The following is a 25,877-nucleotide window of genomic DNA, read 5'->3' as shown; positions in this document are numbered from 1 at the left end:
TTAGACAGGAGGATTTATTTTAATGGGTAGCCCATCATTTTACACACAACTTGACAAGCGCAACAAATATATATTAAAATGCTGTTTTTTTGTTTTCGCAGTCAACGGCTTATATGCTATGATTTTAGGATCCCTATTACCACTTATCAGCAGCGAATACGGGCTTAATAATACAGTTAGCGGAGCTTTATTATCGGCACATCAGGTAGGCAATTTAATCGCAGGATTTATCGCAGGGGTGTTGCCCATTTATTTAGGACGAAAAAAGTCAATTCTATTTTTATGTAGTTTTGTAGTTATGGGCTTTTTTATTATGATTATAACAGGCAATCCGGTTCTATTGATTTTAGGCTTTCTATCTACAGGACTAAGCAGAGGCAGTATCTCTAATTTTAATAATACAGTTGTAAATGAAGTATCCAATAGCAGCCCCGGAGCACTTAATATCTTACATAGTGTATTTGCCATTGGAGCTTTGACTTCTCCTTTCTTAGTTATTGCATGTACAAACATGTCTGGAGATCGTGGTTGGAAAATAGCTGCCGGTGTTATCATTTTTCTTGCGATTATTTCTATGATTCTATTTTCACAAATGGAAATAGATGATATGGTAAAAAGTAAGGAAAATACCTCTTATCAATTTTTAAAATTCAAGCATTTTTGGATAGTTTCCGGAATTCTCTTCTTCTATTTATGTGCAGAAGCTGCTATTAATGGTTGGATCGTAAAATATTTCATTGACACCGATATTATGACAAGAGAATATGCTCAAATGCTTGCTTCCTTACTATGGGTAGTTATTCTTGCAGGAAGATTAACCTGCGCATTCATAGTAGATAAGATATCAAAGAAAACATTGCTTTTAGTAACCAGCATTGGGACAGTTGCTTTTTACCTGCTATTATTGTCTACACAAAATATACTTGTAATTACCATTGCAATCATGGGTTTAGGATTTTCTATGGCAGGCATTTACCCTACAACAGTTTCTACATTTGGCAGTACCATTAAGTTGTATCCCATGTCTATGGGCGCCCTGCTTATGCTAAGCAGTATTGGCTCTATTTTAATGCCAATTATTGTAGGTTCCTTATCGGATAACTGGGGAATATGGGCAGGTATGAGTGCTATCGTAATAGCAATTGTTATGATGTTAGTCTTTGTGCTTATTAATGTATTTCATGTTCGAGAGTCGTAGTAATGTATAATCCAGTTTCATATTACATAGTTTTTCTTATAGCTTACGGAGCTCGGATTCCGTTATGCTTTTTAATCTCCCTGGAAGCTTTGATTATTCAAGGTTTCCGGGGTTTTTTTAATTGTTTTGAGTTTCCTTGCGTATATCAATACCATTTATATTCCAAAAAGTTTTCTTAATAAACAGTTTTCAATGATTTTTATACTTGACAGTTATATCAATGATTGATATAGTGTATGTATCAATCATTGATATAGTGGAGGTGATGAAATGGCTAAAATAAGTCCTTATGAATCTGGCGAACTTACGGATAGTATTTTTTTAATACTGCTTGCAACTCTTACACCTGCTCATGGCTATAAGATTATGCAGGATGTTCAGACCATGACAAAAAAAATTGTAGAAATTGGTCCGGCAACCATGTATACCACACTTAAAAAGTTAAATCAAGCTGGATGGATTTCTGAAATAAGTGAAGACGATTCTAAGATTTTGTATGTCATAACAGCTTCGGGCAAAAAAATTCTTGAAGATAATTATGAATATAGAAAAAGTATAGTTCAAATTGCAGAAAAACAAATAGGAGGTATTGTATGACTAAATATCGTATGTGTGGCGGATTCGCTATGACACCAAAACGTGATATGAAAATGTTAAGTGATATGAGTAAAAAAGGATGGCACTTATCAAAGATGAAAGGTATTTTTTACTGCTTTGAAGAAGGTGATCCCCATGATTACAATTATTCTTTGAATATAGAAATAAGTACTACTCCGGAAATGTTGTCATTTTACGAAGCCAGTGGCTGGACACCAATCGTTGTAGAAAACGGGCATCAAATATTCAGAGCTGAATCCGGTGCGGCGCCTATCTTTAGTGACGCAGAGTCAGAAATAGATGTACTTAATAAAAACAGAGATTGGAGCGGAAAATGTGCTCTGCTATTTGCCGCATTAATTATGATTTGTGCTATTTTAAGCTCATTAATTAAATCAATTATTTTCGCAATTTTAGGCTTAATTGTTTTTGTATTTTTTATATTTACATTCTTACCATACATTGGATTTACATTCTCTTTATATAAGCTTAAACACAAATAATATACCCGACTTATAAAATCTCACGATTATTCATTCACTTTTGGGACTTGCATATATTCTTTACATGAACTATGATAATAAGTTGAAGTGATTAAATGACAGTGAGGATAAAACTTTGACAGAAGGAAAAATTTCAAAAAAAATTGTATTATTTGCTATGCCCATCTTTTTGGGAAATTTATTTCAGCAGCTTTATAACATTGTGGATTCCCTTGTTGTTGGGAACTTTCTTGGAAAGGATGCACTTGCTGCGGTAAGTTCTTCCGGCAGCCTGATTTTTTTAATTGTGGGCTTTATTAATGGTATTTTTGTTGGAGCAAGTGTGATTATTGCCCGATACTTTGGAGAAAAGAACCCAAAAGATTTGTCCATTGCAGTTCATACCACCATTGCTTTTGGACTTATCGCCGGAATAATTGTAACCGCGTTAGGAATGGTGTTTTCACCTTGGATGCTAAAGATGATGGGAACACCGGAGGATGTACTTCCTAATTCTATTATGTATTTTCAATTGTATTTTGCAGGCGGGATTGGCATTGTTATGTACAATGCATGCATGGGTATCTTTCAGGCAGTTGGAGACAGCAGGCACCCCCTTTACTACCTAATTATAGCCGCGGTCATCAATGTGATCTTGGATCTTTTATTTGTAGCTGTACTGGGATATGGTATTGGCGGTGCAGCTATTGCAACTGTAATCTCACAGTTTGTTAGTGCTATTCTTGGATTTACTAAGCTTATGAGAGTTGAGGGAGAACACCGGATACATATCAATCAAATACGCATTCAACCTAAGATGCTTATAAAAGTTCTTAAAATGGGTATCCCAACCGGCGTGCAAAATTCTGTAATTGGATTTGCCAATGTTATCGTCCAGTCAAACATCAATAGTTTTGGTTCTGTTGCTATGGCCGGATGCGGCAGTTACTCTAAACTTGAAGGTTTTGCATTCTTACCAATTACCAGTTTCAGCGTTGCTTTAACAACATTTATCGGGCAAAATCTCGGCGCCAAACAATATGAACGTGCAAAAAAAGGCGCCCGTTTCGGTATCCTGACCGGAGTGCTATTGGCAGAAACTGTTGGTATTATATTATGGATATTTGCGCCGGTATTAATTCGATTCTTCAATAGTCAACCGGATGTCATAGAGTTTGGCGTTATGCAGTCGAGAACAGAAGCATTGTTTTTTTGCCTGTTGGCTCTGTCCCATTGCCTGGCCGGAATCTTAAGAGGTGCGGGAAAGTCCACTGTTCCCATGATTGTCATGCTTGTTTGTTGGTGCATTGTCCGTATAAGTTACATAACAATTATGGTACGTCTTATACCGGATATACGGGTAATCTTTTGGGCATACCCATTGACATGGATGCTCAGTTCTATAGCGTTTCTTATATATTATAAAAAGGCAGACTGGCTTCATAGTTTTATTAAGAATGGGGATTAAAACTTTGAATTTTTAAACTATCAAAGTATAGTTTGGATTGTCGGCAGGTTATACTTATGTTAAAATTGTAGCAAAGATGTTGGAGGTTAGATATGCTTAATTGGAACTAAATACAGTTTAAAAGGAGCATGGTATGAACGAATTAAATAAATATATCAAAACGGTTAAACGTGTTGAATTTGTTATGACAGATGCCTGCACAAGCAGATGCAAACATTGTTCAGAAGGATATCTGCAAGGTAAAAACAGACTGAATGCAGATATTGTTGCTAATGCATTGGACGAATTGTCAGAATATTCTGAGATTGATTCTATTATGACATTCGGTGGGGAGCCTCTACTATGTCCTGAAGGACTGTCAAAAATCCATACTGTTGCCAAACAACACAGCATAAGAAAACGTCAGCTTATAACCAACGGATACTTTACAAAGAGTATGAAAAGAATTGAAGAAGTAGCTGCTTTATTAGAAGAAAGTGGTGTAAATGATATTCTTTAAAGGGTGGTCTTGAATTTCGATTTCAAGACCACCCTTTAAAATTTCTATTTCCTTAAACATATTTTTATCCTGTGGTTTTACGTGTAAATCTTTTTATTAAAAATCCCATCCAAAGGAATGATAATACGAAGGATAAAGTCATATATAAATAAGTATTTTCATAAACCCCTTTAGCCATCCAAAATGAAGGTAAAGGTGATAGCAAGTATTGTGTTCCCTTCTGTAAGAAAAAAGGCGCCATTATCCCAAGTGACATAAGTGAGGTTAATTTTGCTGCTGCCATTCCTTCTAATTTATTGGATGATAGTGTTACTATTATAAGTGCGGCAATAAGTCCCTGTAATGCTCCTGCTACAGAGAGCAAAATTTTTGCAGCAAAAGATATTTGGGAAAGGTTAAAAAGCAATAAGAGAATAATAGTAATTACAATAGAAATCCCCACCGGTACACCTAGCCTTGATACCAAATATCCTTTTTTGCCTAAAGGTGTTACAAAAAGATATTCTATAATGCGGTCATCCTTTTCTTCCAAAATCATCATAGCGGCAACATAACATAACATAGTAGGTGACAGTACCGATAAAAACAAGTCAAATAGTGCGTAGTACGGTGTGATTATGTATGAAACGTTAAAATATCTTGTTACCATTCTTTCCAATACCGGAACACCAAATCGAAATAGTAATGCACATAGCAGCGGAGTAAAACAAGCTGCAAACATCATGTTATCATTTTTAAGGAAAAGTATTAATTGTCTGAAATTCGCTCTAATTGCTTTCATAATTTCACCCCTCCCACCCTCTTCCACATCTTCCATGTGCAACGGTATGCGATATAAAACAGAATCCCTATGGTCGTAATAATAATCAAAATACTTATTAGAACCTTCTCACATTTTCCAGCTATTAGGCTCATACATAGGTTTATAGGATAAAGCCGCATAAATGTCGGACTATAGCCAAACAGATATAACATTGCAGGAACAAAACATATTATTTCCACCGGTACAGTTACCATAAGAAACTGATTCAGACTTGCTATTTTGGTACCTACGATCAGGCCTAAAAGTGTAAAAATAATTGTGGTCAATGCTGTAGCCAATAATACCATGAATAAGTTCTCCTTTTTTACCGATAAGGAAAGAATCCCTGCAACAATAATTGAAATTAATCCTAAGGAAACTACCTTTGAAATTATATATTCCGCTATTTTAACAGGTGAAACAGCAAGGGCATTTAACACATGCTGACTTTTCTCAAGCAAAATAATTGCCCCCATAAAAAACAATCCCATGGCTGCAGGATCAGAAAATATCATAATGGTTGCAGTACTTTCACGCCACGACGGCGGAAAGGTATAAAGTATAGTAATATAAACAACCGTCAGCACCGTATATATAAAATAGAAACCGTATTTTAACTGAAATCTTATATCTCCCACAATCATTTTTACCATTCTCATAACAGCGTCCTCCCTGTCAAATCAATAAAAATATCATTTAGGGTTGGCTCACTGCTATGAATGGATAATAGACTATTATTTTTTATCAGCATTTGCAGTTTTCTATCCTCCGATATTTCTTTTAGCAAACAGGATGAGGTCTGCTCTCCATTTTCAAAATAGGAATACGTAATCTTTGCCGCACCTTTTGACATGATTAAATTATGAGGGCTATCCAGGGCACGGATTTCCCCATTTACAATAAAAGCTACCTTATCGCAAAGTTCCGTTGCATCATGCATATTATGAGTGGTTATAATTATGGTTTTCCCCTTACGTTTTTCCGCTAAAATCATGTCCTTCATTAACCGGCTGTTTGTTGGATCAAGTCCGCTTGTGGGTTCATCAAGAAATAGAATATATGGATTATGCAGCAATGCTTTTATAAAGTTCAAACGGGATTTCATCCCTTTGGAATAATCTGATATTTTCTTATCTCCATCGTTATGTAGTCCAACTGCTTCCAATAAATTATTAATGGAAACCGGTTGTTTTTTATAAAGAGAAGAAAAGAATTGCAGATTCTGCCGTGCCGTTAGTTTCTCATATAAAGTAGAAAATTCAAAGTCCACACCAATATTTTCATAGAAATTGTTATTATGATGTTTACATTCCATACCTGCCACAACCGCAGAGCCTCCATAAGTAGATATTAAACCGGTTAATATCTTTTGCAATGTGGTTTTTCCTGCTCCAGAGGGTCCTAAAAAACCAAAAATTTCACCACTGCCAACAGAAAAATTAATATTTTTTACAAAGGGCTTTTTTGTGTAACTAAATGATAGATTTTTCACCTCAATCATAATCCGCCTCCATACTATTTGACTGTAATCATTTATATAGTCAATATAAGATTAAATACTAGTCCGGCAGTTCATATTACGCCGGACTTTTTTATTGCAGTAATTGTATTACCAAGCCTCGAATTAAAAGTTTCAAAGCATCATCATAATGCCGCTCATCAAATTCGTTTTTATGCAGAGTTGCAAAATAGATATTTCTAAAAGCAACACTAAATACCTCCATGTTCTTTCCTTTGGGTACGATTTTTTCAAATAACCGCTCAATCATAGAATTATCTTGAAGGAGATGCTCTGCAACAATGTCTTCAGGAAGCTTACGAGTTAATATCTCTATCTCGCCGGAATTAAGCATTTTTAAGATAGGTATATCCTCAACAGCTTTAAAAAAACTAAAGAGTAAATCCGTCATTTCTTCAAAAGTAATTTCTTTTGGATTTAGACTTGATAAAGCTTCTAATAATTGCTTTTCAATTTTATCGTGTTCCTCCAAAATAACATCAAACAGCAATAATTCTTTTGATTTATAAAATAAATAAAAGGTTCCCTTAGGAATTTTCACACGTTTGACAATTTCATCAACAGTGGTTCTTTTAATACCATATTGTGAAAGACACTTAGCTGCTTCTTCTTTTAACCGTTTGATAATATATTCTCTCTCTTGCTGTGAATAACACTTAGGCAAAATCCTCTCCTCCCTTTTTGACCAATTCCATCTATATAGTCATAATATCAAATCCTTTTGTGGATGTCAATGACATTATTAATCTTAAATATCATGGATTTTTATTATCAAATAAGGCATTATTCAATTCAAAAACCCAAGCTTTCTGCACATATCTGTCTATTATCTGGTTATTTAAGTTAAACCAACTAATACATTTGTCCAGAATAACTGCATCACTTGAGATTACTCCTTCCTTCTGTTCCAGAACTCTGTCTACATCATATATTACTTCCACCTCAACCGATATGTTATAATTTTTTGCAATTTCTATAATAAGATTCTTTAATCTTCCGGAGTTAGAAACCGGTTGATCTAAATAAAATAATGCGTCAGATATATTTAATTCCTCTAAAGTTTGTAGTATTAACTGAATCGCTCCAGTTGTTTTATCAATGATTCTATAATTCCCCCGAAGTCCAGCCAAGTCTCTTATGGTGCCATCCATTCCCTTAATAATTAAGGAATCTGACAATGCCACCTCTAAACTTATAATTGTATTAAACCCATCTACTACCACCCTTTTAGGTAGTTCTGGGGGCGATAGTTCTTTCTCTCTCCGTAGTTCTAACTGTTTCTTTGAAGCAAGCATTCTAACTAAAGCCAATCGCTGTCGTTCCGAAAGCATATAATGATTTCCAATAAAAGTAGAAGAAGGATTTAACTTATATCCTCGGTTCAATAGAAAATATAATTCTTCTCCTGCCCGGTTTAATCTGTCTTTCCACTGGCTTCCGAATTCTATTTCATCTTTCAAATAATATCCACGCTTTACTATCTTGGCCATCATTTCATCCTCTATGCTTAATACTCCATTCCGTTCCTCTTACTCTATATTTTAAAACTCAATTCTATTCTTCTTACTATATACTTTAATGATTAATTCAATTCTTTCACTTCTATTGTTTAAGATTATCTAACTAATTGACATCAAATAAATTCCAGGGATAAATACTTGGAGGCATCTTTGTAAAATCAATCTCTTTCTTTGTTATAGGATTACAAAAAGCCAAACGATAAGACCATAATGCTATTTCACATCCATTATCCTTGCTGCCATATTTACCATCACCTAATAAAGGCATTTTTCTGGAAGAAAATTGCACTCTTATCTGATGGGTTCTTCCTGTGTGCAATTTAATTCGAATAAGACTAAGTGCTCCCTTTTCTTCCATTATGGAATCCATAACAGTATATTCCAAAGAAGCTTCTTTTACTCCCTTACGGGCTCTTTTTACAACAAAGGATTTATTCTTAGCAGAATCTTTAAATAGTAAATCTTTATAAATCCCCGTTGGTTCTTCTGGTTTATTATGAACTACAGCCATATATTCCTTGGTGAAATTTTTTTCTTGAATAGCTGTAGATAATTTTGAAGTTACTACTTGCTTTTTAGAAAATACCATAACTCCACCTACATTTCTATCCAATCGGTGAATCAGACCAATATATGGTTTCTCCTGGTTTTCTTCTAAATGTCTGGTAAGCAGTGTAATCATATCTTCCCCTTCTCCCATACCCGGCTGGGAAAGTACTCCTACAGGCTTTACACATACAATTAAATCTTTATCTTCATATAATATTTCTATCATATTAACCTCAATTCTGCTCTTAAGCACCTTTTTCTTATGTGAAACTAGCATTGCCCTTTACCATCAATAGAACAAGAACTTATTGAGCTTTGTACCTCTGATTTTATTATATTAACAAAATCAGAGAGCTCAAATGTCTTTCTTCCATCCTCAAGGACAAAAAATGGTATTCCAATTTTGCCTGCTTCAACAACCGTAGCAAAGATTGGTTCATGATCCCGGTAGGCTAAAAATTCTTTTAATACTGCAGTGGTTTCAGTAATATTTCTATAGTCAAGTTCTATATTAGAATAATCTTTTAATATTTCTTTAGCTTCAACACAATCGGGGCAAATACCTGTGCCATACATAATAACTTTCATTCTATCATCTCCTTTATTTTATATGAATTTTATAAAGAAACTTTATCAGAATGCAATTAAGAATGCAAGTTCCTTTCAAAAACAGATTATCTCAGCCGGAGACTTCAACGCTTATATTAACTTTTAGCTAATATAAGTGATCAGCTAAAGCATGACAGCTTTTTTATGATACTCATTTATGGTTCTTTCAATCATCTTCTCTACAAGTATTTTGCCCTTTTCTTCCGTTGCCGATTTGGGATACCCCAAGCAGCCAATATATTCCTCAGGTTTTTCACAATTTTCATGAAACAGGTATTGACGGAAATCTTCAAAAACAATATCTTTTTCTTCTATTAAAGAAACTCTGACTTTTTCAGGATATAAATATAAAGCAATGGAAGTCTCTGCTTCGCAGGAATGTCTCATAGTGGTTTGCTTTTCCAATATACCGGAATAGTCAATTTCATAAGGCTCTATTAAATATACATCATCAGCAATATCAGATAATGCATCTATGTGGAAGGGATCTCCGTGAAAAGTAATGATAAAGAATTTAAGAAATCCTTGATATCTCCACCAATCCATTATTTCTGTTATTGTTCCTTTTAAGGTATTCGTTGAAATAGATGTTGTTCCGGTTAATGAACGGTCACACGGCAGATTTACGCCATAATTTACTGTAGGGGCAACTAAACAACCGGTTGCTTTTGATAATTCTTCCGCAAAATATTCTGCACATAAAATATCATTATTTAAAGGCAAATGTAGCCCATGCTGTTCACAAGTTCCTACCGGAATTATTAAATTTTTATTTACTTTCAGTAATTCCCTTACTTCTGAATAAGTCCTATCAGATAGTTTCATATTTCCATCCCCTATGCAAGGTAGCACCAGCTACCGAAATGCCATAAAACTGTTGTAAAAGTCGGCTGATCTATTTGGCTTTTAAAATATCTATTCCACCAGCATTCATACATGAGCATTAGTATAGTTGCGGCAACAAGCCACAACGCAGATTATAATTGTAATGTTTATATCCCAACGAGTCAGATATACAAGTAATTTTATCATTACATTATTAATTACCTTATTATACCACCCCACCCTATCAAAGTGAAGCTGATGTTTTGTATCCATCACAAAATTGTATGATGTTTTATAATCGGCACAAATAAAATCAAGGCTGTTGTAAAATGAATATTTTATACCAGATATAGATTATAATATTAACTAAATCTTCCATATCTAATATCTTTATTCCATTTTACAACAGCCTCTTAAATTACAATGAAATATTATGAATAAACGTAAAAATCATTCACTAAACAAGCAATAACAATTTGCAGATAAAGGTTTTTATAATCTCATTAAAACCGAGAAGCCGCTATTAAATATCTAATATTATTGAATATCCGGTTTTAAAAATCTCTTTTCCTCTTCCTTCAAATCTAATCCAAGCGTTCCTCCGGGATTCATATTATATCCGGGATCAAAATAATCCTTAAGAACCTTAATGACTCCATATTCTTTTCTGCCAATCTGACCTTCCAGCCAAGGTGCAAACATTTTGCCGATTCCGTGATGATGACTCATGGTGGCACCGGATTTTTGGATGGCATCTAAAATACTGCTGTGATATGCTTTAAAACTTTCGGCATCACTCATTTTAGTAATAAAGATAAAATAAAGGTTTGCTCCCTGTGGGTAGCAGTGTGACATATGGGTTGTTACAATAGTATTAGGTAACTTATGGCAGACTTCTCTCACATCCCTATGAACCTGTGCCATATTAGACCAGTTTACAGTGCATTCCAGGGTGTCGGTTATAAGACCAAAGTCCATTAAAGTATCTCTAAGATAAGGATCCGTAAATCGGCCTTTTTCCCAGCTCTTGGTTACAAAGGAGGTTAAACTCATGCCACCATACTGCTTTGCAATTCTTTTAATATTCTTTGCCACATTTTTAGAAAATCCTTTTTCACCATCTGTAAAACCTAAGAACAGGCAGCGTTCCATATCCTTAAATCCCCGCATATCAAAGATTTTATGTAAAGGAGTTTCATCTACATTGTATAAACGCAGCATTAGACTGGTTTCTTCAGGGTCTGATAATCTGAAAACAGAAGAATATCCCGCTTCACACTGCATCATTTCTCTTGCTGCTTCCTGGGCTATTTCCCAATTCTTAAAGATAAAAGAAAACCTTTTTCTATTCTCAGGCATATAACGAAAGATTTTCAGCGTTACTTCTGTTAAAACACCAAAAGTACCTTCCCCTCCCATCATAAGCTGATTTAAGTCCGGACCCGTTGCCTCTCTTGGGTAATGACTGGTTTGGATAGTTCCGATTGGAGTGGCATATTTTTGTCCTATGACAATATCCGTGATACAGCCATAATATGTACTGTTTTGACCGGCTCCTCTTGTTACAACCCAACCGCCCACACTACTGTATTCAAAAGACTGTGGAAAATGCCCGCAGGTATATGCCCGCTTTGCACCAAATAAAACAGGTGCCTGATTTAATGCATCTTCCAACTGAGGACCGGACATTCCTGTTTGAACCGTAATGGTTTGATCAACCTCATTAAAGGAAAGTACTTTGTTATATCGTAGTCTCATATCCAGTGATATACCGCCCTTAGTTGGTTCCACACCTCTTGTAACACTGCTGCCGCCTCCATATACATAAAGGGGTATATTATGTTTGGTACTATACTCCACAATCTCCTCAATCTGCTTTGTTGTATCCGGATAAACAACCACATCCGGCACACAGTCTACCCGTCTTTGCCGAAGCCGTAGTGCATCATATCCGGTCTTACCATATGCAACAGCAAGACGGGGATAATCTTTTGTTGTTACAAACTGACTGCCCACTATACCTTTCAACGCCTTTATATGCGCCTGATCTAAACCGCATGGAATGTTCAGTTTTACTTCTCCCATTCCAATATCACCGGTATATTGTTTGAAGTCTTCATCTTTCATATCAAATGTTTCTTTCATCATTTTATACAATGACTCTTTTGGATATTTTACATAATTAGGGTCTCCCCAGCGAAAAATAGATCTATAACTGTTATTTGGTGCTGCTTCTTTTACCCATTTGGGTTCAAATCCTTCATATGGCTTACTCATTTTAAAACCTGCTCCTTTCAGACATAATACCGCTTGCGGTATCTCAGCTAATGGTGGAAGAAGTTCATTTTGGAGTTCTTTCCAATGGAATACCATCTCCTCCATTTGTGAAGACACTTTTCCTTCACACTTCTCACCTTGTCAAATGTTTTATTTTCACATAAAGTGGCAATAGTCTTGAATAAATCCGTCTATATACATACTGATAAAGTTTTTCATATATATCATGTTCTTCCATATCCGGTTGGAATACATCCTTTATATGTACCATATGGAAAATGGCTTCCTCATAGCTTTTAAATTCACCCATCGCTACAAATCCCGCTATGGAGGCTCCCAAACCCGAGGCTTCATGAGTTTGAATACGTATAACCGGAAGACCGAACATATTGGCAGTAATCTGACAGATTTCATTGCTTTGAGATCCGCCTCCTGCTACATATATTTCCTTTATCTTTTGCCCTGACCTTCGTTCCATACTGTACATTCCATCCATTAGTGCAAACCCGATTCCTTCTATAATAGCCCGATAAATATGAATTCTTGTATGTACATCCGAGAATCCAATAATCGCACCTTTGGCATTGGGTGTAACAACTCCGGGTGTCCAAAAAGGCTGTAAAATCAATCCATCGCATCCAGGAGGAATTTCTCTGAGCCTTTCATTTAGAATCTTCTCCGGATCGCAGCCTCTTTTCTGTGCTTCCACACATTCTTTCATGGCAAATTCACGTTTGAACCAGGAAATCAACCAATAACCGCGGAAAATCTCAATCTCCGGATTGTACATTCCACGAGGTACTCCGGGATATGCCGGAAGAAATCGCTTTGGTTCAAAATATTTCTTTGTTGCAAACTGAACCGTTGCTGTGGTTCCAAAGGACAATGCCGCTTTTTCTTCATTAATTACCGATAATCCTAATGTCTCACAGCCTTTATCAGAACCGGTTGCAATTAGAGAAAGCCCCTCCGGTATTCCGGACAATTCTTCCATCTCTTTTGTAATCATTCCTATGGTTTCTTCCGTTTGGACCAGTTCACACAATTGTGGCTTTGGTATATCACACATACAACGCTTTATATTATTTTTTGACTGCCAGTTCATCTTTTTGTAGTCAAAGGGAATATGACCAATCATATTGGCGGGACAATCTTTTAATTGTCCTGTCATTTTATAATTTAGATAGGTAGGCAGCATAACAAATTTATAAGTTTTCTCCCAAATATCCGGTTCATTCTCCATAACCCAATTGGCAGCGGAGACCTTATATTGTTTATTTAAAGTTGCTTCCATTCCGGCCAGCTTCATTGCGGTTTTGATCCACCATTTAAAGGGTTTTACATGATTTGTTTCTCTGCTGTCTAACCATAATATAACATCCCGCAAAGGTTCATTATTCTCATCCAGACAGAGGGAGGAATCCCGAATGGCCGTCAGCGTCACCCCAATTACGTCATCATAGCCATTTGGACTTTTCTCTTTTAATTCCCTGGATATAGAACATAGCGTATCAAAATAAAATTCCGGTTTTTGCTCTGCCCATCCCGGCTTCCTGGAATAGTATGGCGTCTCGTACTTATGCTGAATCATATATACTATCTGCCCTTGTTTATCCACCAGCATTCCCCGCATACTCTGGGTTCCCAAATCAAAGGTTAATATCAACGGATTCTTCATCTTTACCTCCATTCGCCCATGGGTTGAAAGAATCTCTTTGTGCAACCTTTCTACTATTTAGTTTCTCTCAACCTTCTCCATAATTTTTCATTGCTCCTTTAATATATTGCTTGTTGCTATGACATTAACATTTAACCCCAATACATCTTCTATAATAATATCCCCAAGTGAAACCGGTTCTGTAACCACCACTTTATTAATCTCCCTCATAACATCAAAGATTTTATCCTTGGGTATCTCCTCCGATACTCTGACAGGAAGTACAGGCACGTTCGTAAAACTCGTTTTAACCGTAGAACAGATGGTTCGCATTGGATGTATCATCTCACTTACTGCAAATTCTTCTCCCCGCTTACACTGGTTTCCGGATACCTTGATTGAAGTCCCCATTTCTTCAATCATCATGGAACAGCCATTGGGACAGACAATACAGACAAGTTCTTTCATACTCTCTCTCCTTTCACTTCCACTGTAAGTGTATCTTCTTTCACTAAATGAAATTGACTCATATCCAGCTTAATGGTTTCCATTTCAGGAGGTTTTAAGTATGCATATTTCTTTTGAAAGATTTGTATATCATTCAGGAATATGGTTACCACTGCTTTTTTTAATACTTCACTGCTTCTAAAATAAAATGTTGACGGTTTGTTTACCGGTCTGACACTAACCTGCTGTGGTACAAAGTAGAGAAAATCTTTACCTGCCTTAAATCTTACTAATTCCTTTGACTCATAATCATAATTTACCGCTGCCCATCCTGCCAGTTCCCCGCTCTCGGATACATAATCCACTAAATCATTGACATGAAGTGCATTTCCACAAATAAAGATTCCCGGTTCACTTGTCATGAACTGATCGTCACAAACCGGCCCTTTTGTTTTTGGATCTATCCGTACATTCAGATTTTCTGCCAGTTCATTTTCCGGAATCAAGCCAACCGATAATATTAGCGCATCACATTCCACAATCTCTTCCGTTCCGGGAATTGGTGCCATGAACTCATCCACTTTCATAATTTCAACTGCTTGTAACCGTTCTTCCCCAATAAGTCTGGTTACTGTATGTGATAAGAATAGTGGTATATCAAAGTCATTCAGGCACTGCATAACATTTCTTGTAAGGCCCGAGGGCACAGGCTTGGCTTCATATACCCCACATACTTTCGCCCCCTCTAAGGTAAGCCTTCTTGCCATAATTAATCCAATATCACCGCTTCCCAAAATAACACATTTTTTTGTAGGAAGCTGCCCCAATATATTGGTGTAATACTGTGCTGTTCCAGCCGTAAATACTCCGGATGGTCTCGTTCCATGGATAGAAACCTGCTTTGCGGTTCTCTCCCTGCATCCGGTTGCTAAGATAATGGATTTTGCACTGTATTCAGTCACACCTTTTGTATTTACCACAGAAACCAAATATTTATGCTCCGATTTTTCTATTCCCGTAACATAGGTAAGTACATTAAAATCAATCTTTCTTCGATGAAACTCATTCACAAAACGCTGTGCATATTCCGGTCCGGAAAGTTTCTCCCCAAATAGAAGCAGACCAAAACCGTCATGAATACACTGTTTTAAAATACCTCCAAGTCGTGCTTCACGTTCAATTAATAAAACTTTAGCTCCTTCCTTATGGGCCGATATGGCTGCAGCCAGACCAGCAGGTCCTCCACCGATTACAATTACATCATAATTTATCACCTGGTTCCCCCCTTTGTTTCTCCCAGGGTAATATAAGCCTCTGCCCTTGATTTTTTTACTTCATGAATTGAAATATTCTCATGTTCACTTATAATCTGCGTAACAAGAGGCATACAGAATCCCCCTTGACATCTGCCCATTCCCGGTCTGACCCGCCTCTTTATTCCATCTACGGTTGGTACTGATATGGGAGCATTTAGTGCATCTATAATTTCACCTTTACTGACTTCCTCGCAGCGGCATATAATAATTCCGTAGTCCGGATTATTCTGTATCATTTTGGTCCGTTCTTCACCGGACATTTCTCGTAATACCGGAATACCTTTTCGCCTTGGATTGAAGTTTCTATTCCTTGTAACAATCTCTCTTTTGGATAATTCTTTAATGACCATCTTTTCAATATCCAAAGCCACTGCCGGTGCGGTTGTTAGTCCTGGAGACTGAATGCCTGCACAATGAATGAGATTCTTTGTGTTCCGTCCTTTTTCTATAACAAAGTCTTCTTCAAATGTTGCGGCACGAACTCCGGTAAAATATGTAATAATATCCCGTTCCGATAACCCTTTCGCTGTTAATTTTTGTTTGCTAAATACTTCTTCGATACTTTTACGTTCTGTAGTAAAGTTTTCTTTTTCATAGGTTTCAATTGCATTTGGTCCCACCAGTAAATTTTCATGTACAGTTCTTAGGATACCGCCTCCTTTTGTATGCTGTTTCTTAAGGGTAATTGTTTTAATTGATGCAATGGAGCGAACCAGATGTGCGGCTTTCTTATCCATAATAGAATTGGTTCCTTTTCTTGGATGAATGGAATAAAACCGGTCCTTTGCCATAGCTGCAATATCTTCTGCAAATGTCCCTGCTGCATTAATTACTAACTTTGGATAAAGAACACCTTTGTTGGTCTTTACGCTGATTATCTGATTATCTTTTATTTCCATTCCCATAACTGCCGTATTTAACGAAACCTTTGCCCCGTTTTGTACTGCGTTTTCCGCATATGCAATGGTTAATCCATAAGGGCAGACACAACCTGCACTTGAGTTATATAAGGCAAAAACAAACTGGTCGTTTAATTCCGGTTCCCGTTTTCTTAATTCCTTCCCTCCAATAATTCTTGTATCTTTTACTCCGCAGATATGTTTTTTCTGCCATGAATAAGCTGCCAATAAGGGTAATAAATATGGTTGTTTAAAGCAAGCATACTGCCCTCTTCGTTTAAATGGAACATCAAGTTCTTCACAAACCTTATCGAACATTTTATTACCTGGTAGCACATAATGCTGTTTTAAGCTCCCTTTGCTTAAATCAACTCCCGGATGTACCTCACCATCGTTTCGTCCGGATGCCTGCATTGCAAGATCCGCTTCTTTCTCAACTAATAAAATATTGATATCCCATTTTGATAGTTCTCTTGCGATACTTGCCCCGGATATACCACCGCCGATAATTAAAACGTCCGGCTTCATACCTTCTAACTCTTTTGAAGCTTCCTTTGGAATCCTCATGCCTGGGATATTCGTATTCATAAGCTTAATATCATTTACTACATGTAATCTTTTGTCTTTGCTGACACACATCCTGCATGCTCTAACAACATCCTCCCAATTTGTTAATTCTCCGGAAACCCGAATGCAATCCTTATCTAACTTTGCCCATACCCTTCCGGGAAAGTATCTCTCAAGTTTCTTATTCAGTTTCCTTTCAAAGACTTTTCCGCTCATTCACCCACTTCTTTCTTAGTCGTACAGGCGACCGACTTATTTTACTACATATTACCAAAAATATTGGAATGTGTCAATTGTTTTTTGACACATTTGACTATTTTCTATTTACTTTTCCCCTTGATATTGGACAAATAGTTGAAAAGAGTTTATACTGTTTCAAGATATTGTAATTATGATATGTAACAAATTCTAAAGAATTGGAAGGAGATTTCTATGGCTGCTCCTAGAAAAGATAATGTGAAAGAATTAATACTTAATGCAACAGAGCAACTGCTGGAAACACAGAAGCTCTCTGAAATAACATTTGCACAGATAGCTTCCAGTGCCGGTATTTCAAAAGGTACATTATATTATCATTATAAGAACAAAAATGATATTTTATTCGATATAACGGATAAATACTTAGAACAACAATGGGACGACTTAATTGCATGGACAGAAAATCCGGAAAAAGATACCTCTCTGCATCGTCTTGTACAATATGTTTTAGAACGGGATGTTTCCAATGTGGGAATGCGTTTACACTTTTTTTATGATGCCATGCTTGGCAACGAAGAAGTGCGTTCCAAATTAATGCAGCGGTATTTTGATTTTGCAAATTTAATATCGAAAAAGATTAGTGAAAGAAATCAGAAGCTTCCTGCAGAATATATTACCTGGCTCCTCTTATTGGTAAGTGATGGGCTCTTCATTCATAAAACCTTGCAGAATGACAATTTAGATGTTGACCAGTTTATTAAACAAAGCGGGCAATTTGTGAAGCAGCTTATATCCAACATAGAAACCGAGACATAATGCACAAAAAGCTGCTCCCTGTCAAGGAGACAGAGAGTAGCTTATATCAAAAAAAATACTTCAAAATATTGTTTTTAGACTGTATACACCAACATTTCCTATGCATACAATTCTTCTTTCATATCAACGATTTCTATCGCCTTAGATAAACATACCATCAATCCTTAGCTCTCTTTAATTACTGCACCAATAGTCTATATCTTAATTTATAAAATTTAGACAAGAAATCTAGACAAGAAATTTAGAATGTCACCTTTCTTAACAGGTTTACTATGTCCGGCTACCGCCAGTTCAAAATCAATTCCGCTTAAATCCTGATATAGTTTTTCTGTTTTTTTCAAGTCCCTATAATGATTGTTATAAAAATCATCATTATAAATATCACCAATAAAAATCACTTTCTCTTCTGGAATGTATATAACCACTGAATCATCGCTATGGGCAGAGGATAAGTGTATACATTCACAAGTTATATTGCCACAGTCAATAGCTAATTTGCTATTAAAGGTGAGCGCAGCCGGTACCACCTTAATATCTTCTAATCGGCTGTACTCTGCCCGGATATGTTCATCTGCAAAATCAATTTCTTCACCACTGATCAGTCGTTGTTTCATTGCCTCGTCATTCCAGTCCCACAAAGATATTCTATGCAATTCTTCATTGGTCTTGCAGCAAGCAATTGTTTCCATATCCAAAGCATGCATTCCAAAGGTATGATCCCAATGCCAATGGGTGATGATACAGTATTTTGGCATTCTAACCCCAGCTTCCGCTAAAGCATTATTATAGTCTAAAACATGATTCGCTGAATTACCGGCATCAATCATAATCGAGAACTTATCTCCTAGAATATATCCCAGTACCGGACGATCAACTTCTGCATCACTCTCTGTATAATAAATATGTTCTGTTAACTTTTTCAATTCCATATATCTTTTCTCCTTGTATTTTCATCCGCTTCTATAACGTAAGTTCCGATTTATCTACATGTTACACTTTACACTCATGTGTTTAGAACCTTTTGCTGCAACCCATGTTTTATTCTATACTATTCTTTGGGTTTAATTGGAATCAACAAATCTAATTGCTCACACTTTGATTTCTCATGAAAGGTCTGGTAATAAGTAAATGCATTTATGTGTTCTTCCAAACTGCCTTCCATTCCCAAAGGTTCCCTGTAATCAACTTCATAATTATCATTATCCAAAATACATTTAAAAAATGGCTGCCATTCATGAAAATCTCCCATATTAATGCAATGCGCGGCGTATAATCCACCTTCAAAGTGTTTTTTCACAATAGGTTCCGGCACCACCATGTCATCAGGAATAGTAACCCAAAATTCATAACCATATGTGTCACCGCTGCTACGGGGACTGGGATTATTAAATCCATACACTCTTAAATCTGGCTTAATTCTGTGCAAATTAGCACTTTTAACAAATTCATCTAAGAGTTTTTTGGAAGCATCTTCCGGATTTTCGCCTATATAATGACTTGATGCAACTGTAGCAGGGGGTAAATAAAGAATTCTAATATCTTTCTTCTTTGCGAGTATTTCATTTGCTTTGTTTAAATCGTCCATTGACCGTTCCTCCTTAAAATCAATTTTAGAAAGGCTTAAGGATTCTATGACTTTCAGAAGTTCGTTATCATCGAAGAGGTTCAGTTTAACATTCACCCCAATATGATTATTCAACTGTGACACAAATCTTTGTAAAACAGAGCGAATTGTTGACAGTGCAGTAATCTCGCAATCAAGTGTTAAAATATTTTCTTGAAAGATTTCCACGGTGCGGGTTTGTTCTTTATCATTTAGGATAACACCTATTTGTTTTAACGGAATGCGTAACTTCCGCAAAATAATAATCTGCTGCAGGCGCCTTACAGCATTTTCATCATAGACACGATAAGCATAATCCTCTTTCTTCCCACTTGTCAAAAGTCCTATTTGTTCATAATACCGGAGTGTTCTTGTTGAAACATTAAAACCTCTTGATATCTCACTAATTGTCATCAATTCCATTACTACATCTCCTTTCTGATTCAAGTATAAAGGACGACACGACGTCAAAGTCAATGGACATTATACTGGGAAATTAATTAATTAATGCGATATTCTCTTTTTAAAATTGAATATGTATTGAGGTCGCCATATACGCCATTTCGAAAGAACTTCATACGCATGCATCCCTCAAATTTCATACCAATCTTTTCAAGAACTCTTGAACTTGCCGGATTAGTTGTTAGCGCATCAGCAGAAATTCTTACTATCTCTGGAAGCTTAAATGCAGCATCTACAACGGCTTTTGCTGCTTCCGTCGCGTACCCTCGTCCCCAATATTCCTTCCCGAGATGATAGTATAGACCATACTCAAATGACGAATCCCGGGCGGCACCAACAATACCGATTAGATTTTGACCCTCGAATATGACATATGGTCCTATATCATTTCTTGATAAGCCGGTTTTGATCATGCGATCAATCCTCTCTTTGCAGTTTTCTTCATTATACATACCTTGTATGTACGTATTTTTAACAACTTCTTCATCGCCCCAAATTGGCAATAACAGAGCTGAATAGCTTGATTCAAGTGGCTTTAGTTCTAACCGTTCTGTCTTAATGATATCCATTATCTTACACCTCCCCTAATATAAACTTTCCTGCATCAGCACTTCTCTTGCCTTCATGCAGAAAACAAATCTAACCTGCCATAACTATATAAAACCTTCGCTTCGTATCAATTCATACTTACTCCTGGCAAAGCATCAACTCAATCTATTGTGAAATGGCATCTATTTTGAAATGACATCTATTTTGAAATGGCATCCATATAAAAATAAGTCAGTTTACAAAATCACTTGTGTCTTAATTCATCTAATTCTATCATTAATTCCAGAATTTTTGTCTCGTATTCATCTATGATTGCACTCTTCTCTTTTAAATCATTTTCTAATTCTTCAGTACCATTTGTTGTTACAGGAGATGTATTGATCCTTTGATTTTCTAATTCCCGGAGTCTTGTTTCTAAATGATTTACTTCACTTGTTTTACTATTTAATGCATCTTCAGCTAACCTTATTTTTTCTTCTTTACTATTTAAAGTTTTAATTAAATTATTGTAATTTAATTGTAACTCATCATTCTTCTTTATGGAATCTTTCAACTGTAAAGATTTCGATGCTATATTATCTTGTAGTCGTACTATAGACTCTTCCCGCTCCCCTGTTTTCTTAGTCTGTTTTTCCAGAGTATTTTGTAAAGACTTAACTAATTCATCTTTTTCATTAATCTTATCTTCCATTTTAGAACATTGAGATTCTATCTGCTGTTTCTTCTCTTCCAAGTTTAATAGCTGATTCTTTATTAAATCTGTCTCATTCTGTAGTTCATCTCTATTTTTAATAACTGATTCTAATTTAATCTCTTGATCCTCTAATTGATCACTATAGATTTTTTGTTCTTTATTAAACTTAGATAACTTTTGCTCCAACTGGTAGATCTGAGCTCTTCTATTCCCTAATAATTTTTCTTTTTCAAGTATATCCTTTTCGTAATCTTCTATTATGTTTTCTTTTTCTTTTACACTATTTTTAAGATTATCGATCACATTTTCTTTTTCACCCAAGTCTTTAGCAAGGCTTTCTATGTTCTCGCCTTTTTCATCTAAATACTGTTGTAAGATTTTGTTCTCTTCTTCTTTTTCTTTCAAATCTCCATGAAGTGCCTTTATTATATTATCCTTTTCATTTGATTCATTTTGAAGATTTTCTATCGCCTCTTTGCTTTCTTTCACTACTAAATGGAGATTATCTACTGCACTTTCTTTCTCTTCTATGTTACTTTGAAGATTCTCAATTATGCTATTCTTTCCTTGCAAGCTATTTTTAAGTTCTTCTATATTCTCTTCTTTTTCATCTAGATACTGCTGTAAAATTTCATTTGTATCCTCTTTATCTTTTATTATTGAATGAAACTCTTCTACATCTTTTTGTAGTTCAGCGATTGTATTTTCTTGCTCTTGTATACTATTATGAAAAGTTACAATAACATTCTCTTGTTCTTCTATTTCATTTTGAAGCTTCTCAATCGTCTCTTCATTTTCTGTTCTATTTAATTGAAGGTCTTCTATTGCGGATTCTTTTTTATGTACATTTTTATGTAGTTCTGCAATTGTATTTTCTTTTTCTTCTATACTATTATGAAGAGTTATAACCTCATTTTTTTGTTTTTCTATGTCACTTCGAAGATTCTTAATTGTATCCTCATTTTCTATTGTATTTGATTGAAGCTTTTCTATTGTAGATTCTTTTCTTTGCACTTCATTTTCTAGTTCTACGATTTTATTTTCTTTCTCTTCTGCTCCATTTTGAAGGTCTATAATTATATTTCCTTGCTCTTCTATGTCACTTCGAAGATTCCCGATTGTATTCTCTTTCTCTTCCAAATCATTATGAAAGGTTACAATCATATTTCCTTGCTCTTCTATGTTACTTCGAAGATTCCCGATAGTTTCTTTACTTTCTCTTATATCTAATTGAAGATTTTCTATTGCAGACTCTTTTTTATGTACATCTTCTTGAAGCTCTACGATTGTATTTTCTTTCTCTCCTATATCATTTTGGAGAATTATGATTTCATTTCCTTTTTCTTCAATATGACTTTGAAGCTTATCTATAGCACTTTCTTTTTCTTGTAAACTATTTGTAAGGTTTTCTATGTTCTCTTCTTTTTCATCCAGATACCGCTGTAAGATTTCTTTTGTATCCTCTTTCTCTTTTATTTTCCTATGGAATTCCTGGATTGAATTATCTTTTTCCTTCAGCTCATTTTGAAGATTCTCAATTGTCTCTTCACTTTTTCTTATCTTTGATTGAAGGTTATCTATTAAGAGTTTATTTTCATTTTCTTTCTTTTGAAGTTCTTCGATTGCATTTTCTTTTTCATCGACTTCCTTTTTGAAGTCCTCAATTAAATTTTCTTTCTCTTCTATATGTTTCTCTAGATTTATTATGGTATTTTTTTGTTCTTCTATGTTCCTTTGATGATTTTCTATTACACTTTCATTCTTTTGCAAGTTATTTTTTAGGTTTTCTATTTCGGCTTCTTTTTTATGTAATTCAGTTTCTAATTGGGTATAACTATCTACTTTTTGCTTTAATTTTTCCTTAAGATTTTGAAGTTCGCTCTCTTTATGTGATAATGTATTATTTACTGCTTTTAGTTGTTGTTCTTTATCCACAAGCTGCTGTTGAAGCTGCTTATTTTCGTCTTTGCTTGTTCCTAAAGCATTATTCACATTTTTTAACTCTATTACTGTATGCTCTAGTTCACTCTGACTTTGGCTTAATGATTCATTTAGCCTTTCCATATCATTTTCTAAAGAAGAAATCAAATCCGTTTTATTATGTAAATCTGATAATTTTTCTTGATTATCATGCTCTAAAGCATTGATTTGTTCTTTTAATAAGTTGATTTCATCCTCTTTATTTGAAAATATTACTTCTGATTCTTTAAGCAGCTCTGTTATATGTTTTATATTCTGTTCTTTTTCTTCCAAAGCTGTTTTAAATGATACAATCTCATTTTCTTTCTCTTTTAGATTTGATTCTAATTCCTGAACTTCTTGTTTATTCTTTTTGATAGATGCAATTAGATCTTCATTCTCTGAATATATATTGTCTAACTTTGCCTCATAATCCTTTACTTTATTGCTAAGTTTCGCTATTTCATTTTCTCTTTCACGAACATATTCCTCAACTTCAACTGTAATTTCATTGTATTTTACAATTTCATTTTTATAAAAGGCTACTTGTTGAGATAACCTTAACATCTCTTGCTGTCTCTTCTCTAGTAAATTATTGGCATCATTATTATTTTGGGATATTTCATTTATTTTAATAAGAGTGTTTTTATACTCTCGCTCAATATCTAATAATCGCTGCATTTCTTGTTTTGAAACTAACATTTAATCACCTAAACCCTTTTGTCCTCTCTATGATGTATTTACTTCATTATGATTCTGTCTTTTATTCAGAAGTTATTATTATAACTGAAATTATATTATACTTGTTTTATTTGTCAAATTCCATCAACTAATTTAAAAACATGAATTTTCCAATTTTAGAACAAGTTTCACAATATCTAAAAAGGGTGTTAAGGAAACCTTTTCTTGTCATAAAAGAAAGGGGCTGCAGTTATTAGCAGTCCTTCAACAAGGATGTTTACGAAAATCATAGTTGTTCAGCACACATCCGGACGATTGCAGATGAGATTGTGACAGCCCAAATAATCTGCATCTAATAAAAAAAGTCAGTATGTTGCTCATGGCAAGATACTGACTTTTTTAGATTATCGGTATGAAATGATATGTATAAAGAACGGTAGGTATGGACTACACTCGTATATTTACCTGCGGAAAAGCAAGAAGCAGGGTATGCTCATAAGGAAGTGGTCTGTAACGAAAGCTCCGTCCGATAACCCAAATATCCATAGAATATGACAGAATCCTGATTCCAGAATAGAGGTCAGACTCTGCTCGTTTTTGGCAGCCAGAATATCATAGCGCATAAACACCTTCAAGCCTCAACTTTGCGTCCTTGACTTTTTCCATGTTTACCCTTGGGTATATTTATTTTTATTGTCGATATTTTGTTGTCTTCGCGCCGTCTGCGCTTGGCTTGCGCTTTCTACATTAGTGCTTACTTCACACCTCATCTAAGAACGAGAACGATATGACCTTTTCTCCCTTGTATTGAAATTCAACCGAGTGAGAGTACACGCCAAAAAACTTCTGAATATTTACATCTGTCATGACCTCTTCCGTATTGCCCACAATGTAATCCTGTTCGCCCAGTAAAAAACATTTATCCGCAATGCGGAGCGCATGATTGGGGTAGTGGGTATTGATGATGCAGGCAATGTTTTTCTCGGACACCACAGACTGAATCAATTTGAGCAGCCGGATTTGATTACGAAAATCCAAATGCGATTCCGGCTCGTCCAGCACCAGAAGCTGAGGAGCGTTGATGAGCGCGCGGGCAATATACACCAGTTGAAGCTGCCCTCCGCTCAGTTCGTTGCAGGGATTCTCCCGCAGGTCATAAATTCCTATCTTTTTGAGCATTTGATCTGCCAAATCATAATCTTTTTGGCTTGGCATTGCAAAAAAGGAGCTGTGACCAGTCTTACCGAAAACGACCATATCCCGCACAGAGTAGTCGAAGGAAACCCTGTGTGCCTGCGGGACATAGCCGATTTCTTTCATGGGCTTGTTTTTTTGACTTCTCTTTCCTCCTATGGCAGAAAATCCGTTATCCCAACTTAGAATACCAACAATGCACTTAATTAGTGTCGTTTTGCCGATGCCGTTCCTGCCCATGATAGCCATCACTTGACCTCCATCCAAAGAGAATATGATGTTTTGCAGGAGCGGGTGATTCTGCGTGTAGGCAAAGCAGCCATCCTGCACTTCCAATATTTTGCTCATAGATTCATCCCTCCTTTCTTCTGCGGTTATAGATAATTGCAAAAAACGGTGCCCCAATGAGGGCTGTGAGAATTCCGATAGGAATCTCTGCGGCGGTCAAGTTTCTCGCGGCGGTATCGACCAGAATCATAAAGATCGCGCC

At 35.7% G+C, this 25,877-nt stretch carries 26 protein-coding genes and 1 riboswitch; of the genes, 6 read left to right on the top strand and 20 right to left on the bottom strand.

Annotated elements, in window-relative coordinates; all coding sequences use genetic code 11:
* Window positions 1-22 precede the first annotated feature (22 nt).
* The 5 genes from RT261_RS08675 (at window position 23) to RT261_RS08655 (ending at window position 4,244) form a co-directional block, all read left to right on the top strand.
* Complete coding sequence (locus RT261_RS08675) at window positions 23-1,198, top strand: MFS transporter (protein WP_313131835.1); 1,176 nt, start codon at window positions 23-25, stop codon at window positions 1,196-1,198.
* 270 nt (window positions 1,199-1,468) lie between these two features.
* Window positions 1,469-1,795 (top strand): PadR family transcriptional regulator, encoded by a 327-nt coding sequence (locus RT261_RS08670; protein ID WP_313131833.1) that lies wholly within the window; start codon window positions 1,469-1,471, stop codon window positions 1,793-1,795.
* The gene (locus RT261_RS08665; RefSeq protein ID WP_313131831.1) at window positions 1,792-2,298 is read left to right on the top strand and encodes a DUF2812 domain-containing protein; all 507 of its coding nucleotides are present in this window, start codon (window positions 1,792-1,794) and stop codon (window positions 2,296-2,298) included. Before RT261_RS08670 ends, RT261_RS08665 begins: the two co-directional genes overlap by 4 nt.
* Before the next feature lie 157 nt (window positions 2,299-2,455).
* Window positions 2,456-3,745, top strand: coding sequence for an MATE family efflux transporter (locus RT261_RS08660; RefSeq protein WP_313131906.1), 1,290 nt, complete (start codon window positions 2,456-2,458; stop codon window positions 3,743-3,745).
* A gap of 133 nt (window positions 3,746-3,878) precedes the next feature.
* Window positions 3,879-4,244, top strand: a complete 366-nt coding sequence (locus RT261_RS08655) for a radical SAM protein (protein ID WP_313131829.1) — start codon at window positions 3,879-3,881, stop codon at window positions 4,242-4,244.
* 64 nt (window positions 4,245-4,308) lie between these two features.
* On the opposite strand, the gene RT261_RS08650 is transcribed toward RT261_RS08655, so the two are convergent.
* The 13 genes from RT261_RS08650 to RT261_RS08590 form a co-directional block, all read right to left on the bottom strand.
* Complete coding sequence (locus RT261_RS08650) at window positions 4,309-5,025, bottom strand: ABC transporter permease (protein ID WP_313131827.1); 717 nt, start codon at window positions 5,023-5,025, stop codon at window positions 4,309-4,311.
* The gene (locus RT261_RS08645) at window positions 5,022-5,705 is read right to left on the bottom strand and encodes a fluoroquinolone export ABC transporter permease subunit (RefSeq protein WP_313131825.1); all 684 of its coding nucleotides are present in this window, start codon (window positions 5,703-5,705) and stop codon (window positions 5,022-5,024) included. The genes RT261_RS08650 and RT261_RS08645 overlap by 4 nt, the downstream gene beginning before the upstream one ends.
* Entirely contained in the window at window positions 5,702-6,547 is an 846-nt protein-coding gene (locus tag RT261_RS08640; protein ID WP_313131822.1) for an ABC transporter ATP-binding protein, read from the bottom strand. Before RT261_RS08640 ends, RT261_RS08645 begins: the two co-directional genes overlap by 4 nt.
* A 91-nt stretch (window positions 6,548-6,638) precedes the next feature.
* Entirely contained in the window at window positions 6,639-7,229 is a 591-nt protein-coding gene (locus RT261_RS08635) for a TetR/AcrR family transcriptional regulator (RefSeq protein WP_313131820.1), read from the bottom strand.
* Window positions 7,230-7,320: 91 nt separating this feature from the next.
* The gene (locus RT261_RS08630; protein WP_313131818.1) at window positions 7,321-8,055 is read right to left on the bottom strand and encodes a DUF434 domain-containing protein; all 735 of its coding nucleotides are present in this window, start codon (window positions 8,053-8,055) and stop codon (window positions 7,321-7,323) included.
* A 133-nt stretch (window positions 8,056-8,188) separates the two neighbouring features.
* Window positions 8,189-8,860, bottom strand: coding sequence for an RluA family pseudouridine synthase (locus RT261_RS08625; protein WP_313131815.1), 672 nt, complete (start codon window positions 8,858-8,860; stop codon window positions 8,189-8,191).
* Between the two features lie 44 nt (window positions 8,861-8,904).
* Window positions 8,905-9,222 carry a glutaredoxin domain-containing protein gene (locus RT261_RS08620; protein WP_313131813.1) on the bottom strand — a complete coding sequence of 106 codons (318 nt, stop codon included), beginning with the start codon at window positions 9,220-9,222 and terminating at the stop codon, window positions 8,905-8,907.
* Window positions 9,223-9,366: 144 nt separating this feature from the next.
* Window positions 9,367-10,068, bottom strand: a complete 702-nt coding sequence (locus tag RT261_RS08615; RefSeq protein ID WP_313131810.1) for a creatininase family protein — start codon at window positions 10,066-10,068, stop codon at window positions 9,367-9,369.
* A 537-nt stretch (window positions 10,069-10,605) separates the two neighbouring features.
* The gene (locus RT261_RS08610; protein WP_313131807.1) at window positions 10,606-12,450 is read right to left on the bottom strand and encodes an FAD-binding oxidoreductase; all 1,845 of its coding nucleotides are present in this window, start codon (window positions 12,448-12,450) and stop codon (window positions 10,606-10,608) included.
* A gap of 28 nt (window positions 12,451-12,478) precedes the next feature.
* On the bottom strand, window positions 12,479-14,023 hold the full coding sequence (locus RT261_RS08605; protein ID WP_313131806.1) for an FGGY-family carbohydrate kinase: 1,545 nt from the start codon (window positions 14,021-14,023) through the stop codon (window positions 12,479-12,481).
* 87 nt (window positions 14,024-14,110) lie between these two features.
* Complete coding sequence (locus tag RT261_RS08600) at window positions 14,111-14,470, bottom strand: DUF1667 domain-containing protein (protein ID WP_313131805.1); 360 nt, start codon at window positions 14,468-14,470, stop codon at window positions 14,111-14,113.
* Window positions 14,467-15,723, bottom strand: coding sequence for an NAD(P)/FAD-dependent oxidoreductase (locus tag RT261_RS08595; protein ID WP_313131802.1), 1,257 nt, complete (start codon window positions 15,721-15,723; stop codon window positions 14,467-14,469). Before RT261_RS08595 ends, RT261_RS08600 begins: the two co-directional genes overlap by 4 nt.
* Window positions 15,720-17,447 carry an NAD(P)/FAD-dependent oxidoreductase gene (locus RT261_RS08590; RefSeq protein WP_313131800.1) on the bottom strand — a complete coding sequence of 576 codons (1,728 nt, stop codon included), beginning with the start codon at window positions 17,445-17,447 and terminating at the stop codon, window positions 15,720-15,722. Before RT261_RS08590 ends, RT261_RS08595 begins: the two co-directional genes overlap by 4 nt.
* Before the next feature lie 216 nt (window positions 17,448-17,663).
* Here RT261_RS08590 and RT261_RS08585 point away from each other — a divergent pair, with 216 nt between their 5' ends.
* Window positions 17,664-18,245, top strand: a complete 582-nt coding sequence (locus tag RT261_RS08585; protein ID WP_313131797.1) for a TetR/AcrR family transcriptional regulator — start codon at window positions 17,664-17,666, stop codon at window positions 18,243-18,245.
* A 215-nt stretch (window positions 18,246-18,460) separates the two neighbouring features.
* Here RT261_RS08585 and RT261_RS08580 read toward each other — a convergent pair whose 3' ends face one another.
* The 7 genes from RT261_RS08580 to RT261_RS21010 all read right to left on the bottom strand — a co-directional run.
* Entirely contained in the window at window positions 18,461-19,174 is a 714-nt protein-coding gene (locus RT261_RS08580; RefSeq protein ID WP_313131795.1) for an MBL fold metallo-hydrolase, read from the bottom strand.
* A gap of 119 nt (window positions 19,175-19,293) precedes the next feature.
* Window positions 19,294-20,271, bottom strand: coding sequence for a MerR family transcriptional regulator (locus tag RT261_RS08575; RefSeq protein ID WP_313131794.1), 978 nt, complete (start codon window positions 20,269-20,271; stop codon window positions 19,294-19,296).
* Window positions 20,272-20,348: 77 nt separating this feature from the next.
* A complete protein-coding gene (locus RT261_RS08570) occupies window positions 20,349-20,879 on the bottom strand; it encodes a GNAT family N-acetyltransferase (protein WP_313131791.1) in 531 nt (176 codons plus the stop codon).
* A 224-nt stretch (window positions 20,880-21,103) separates the two neighbouring features.
* Window positions 21,104-24,214, bottom strand: coding sequence for a hypothetical protein (locus RT261_RS08565; protein WP_313131788.1), 3,111 nt, complete (start codon window positions 24,212-24,214; stop codon window positions 21,104-21,106).
* 440 nt (window positions 24,215-24,654) lie between these two features.
* Window positions 24,655-24,816 (bottom strand): hypothetical protein, encoded by a 162-nt coding sequence (locus RT261_RS08560; RefSeq protein ID WP_313131786.1) that lies wholly within the window; start codon window positions 24,814-24,816, stop codon window positions 24,655-24,657.
* Window positions 24,790-24,876: riboswitch (cyclic di-GMP riboswitch) on the bottom strand. (Overlaps the previous gene by 27 nt.)
* A gap of 76 nt (window positions 24,877-24,952) precedes the next feature.
* Window positions 24,953-25,735, bottom strand: a complete 783-nt coding sequence (locus RT261_RS08555) for an ABC transporter ATP-binding protein (protein WP_313131783.1) — start codon at window positions 25,733-25,735, stop codon at window positions 24,953-24,955.
* Window positions 25,736-25,739: 4 nt separating this feature from the next.
* A partial coding sequence (locus RT261_RS21010) for an iron chelate uptake ABC transporter family permease subunit (RefSeq protein ID WP_313131904.1) occupies window positions 25,740-25,877 on the bottom strand: 138 nt, incomplete at its 5' end.

It is taken from the genome of Anaerocolumna sp. (assembly GCF_032079385.1).
Taxonomy (GTDB): Bacteria; Bacillota; Clostridia; order Lachnospirales; family Lachnospiraceae; genus Anaerocolumna.
Note: the sequence above shows the minus strand (reverse complement) of the source record. Positions and strands in the feature narration are given on the sequence as shown.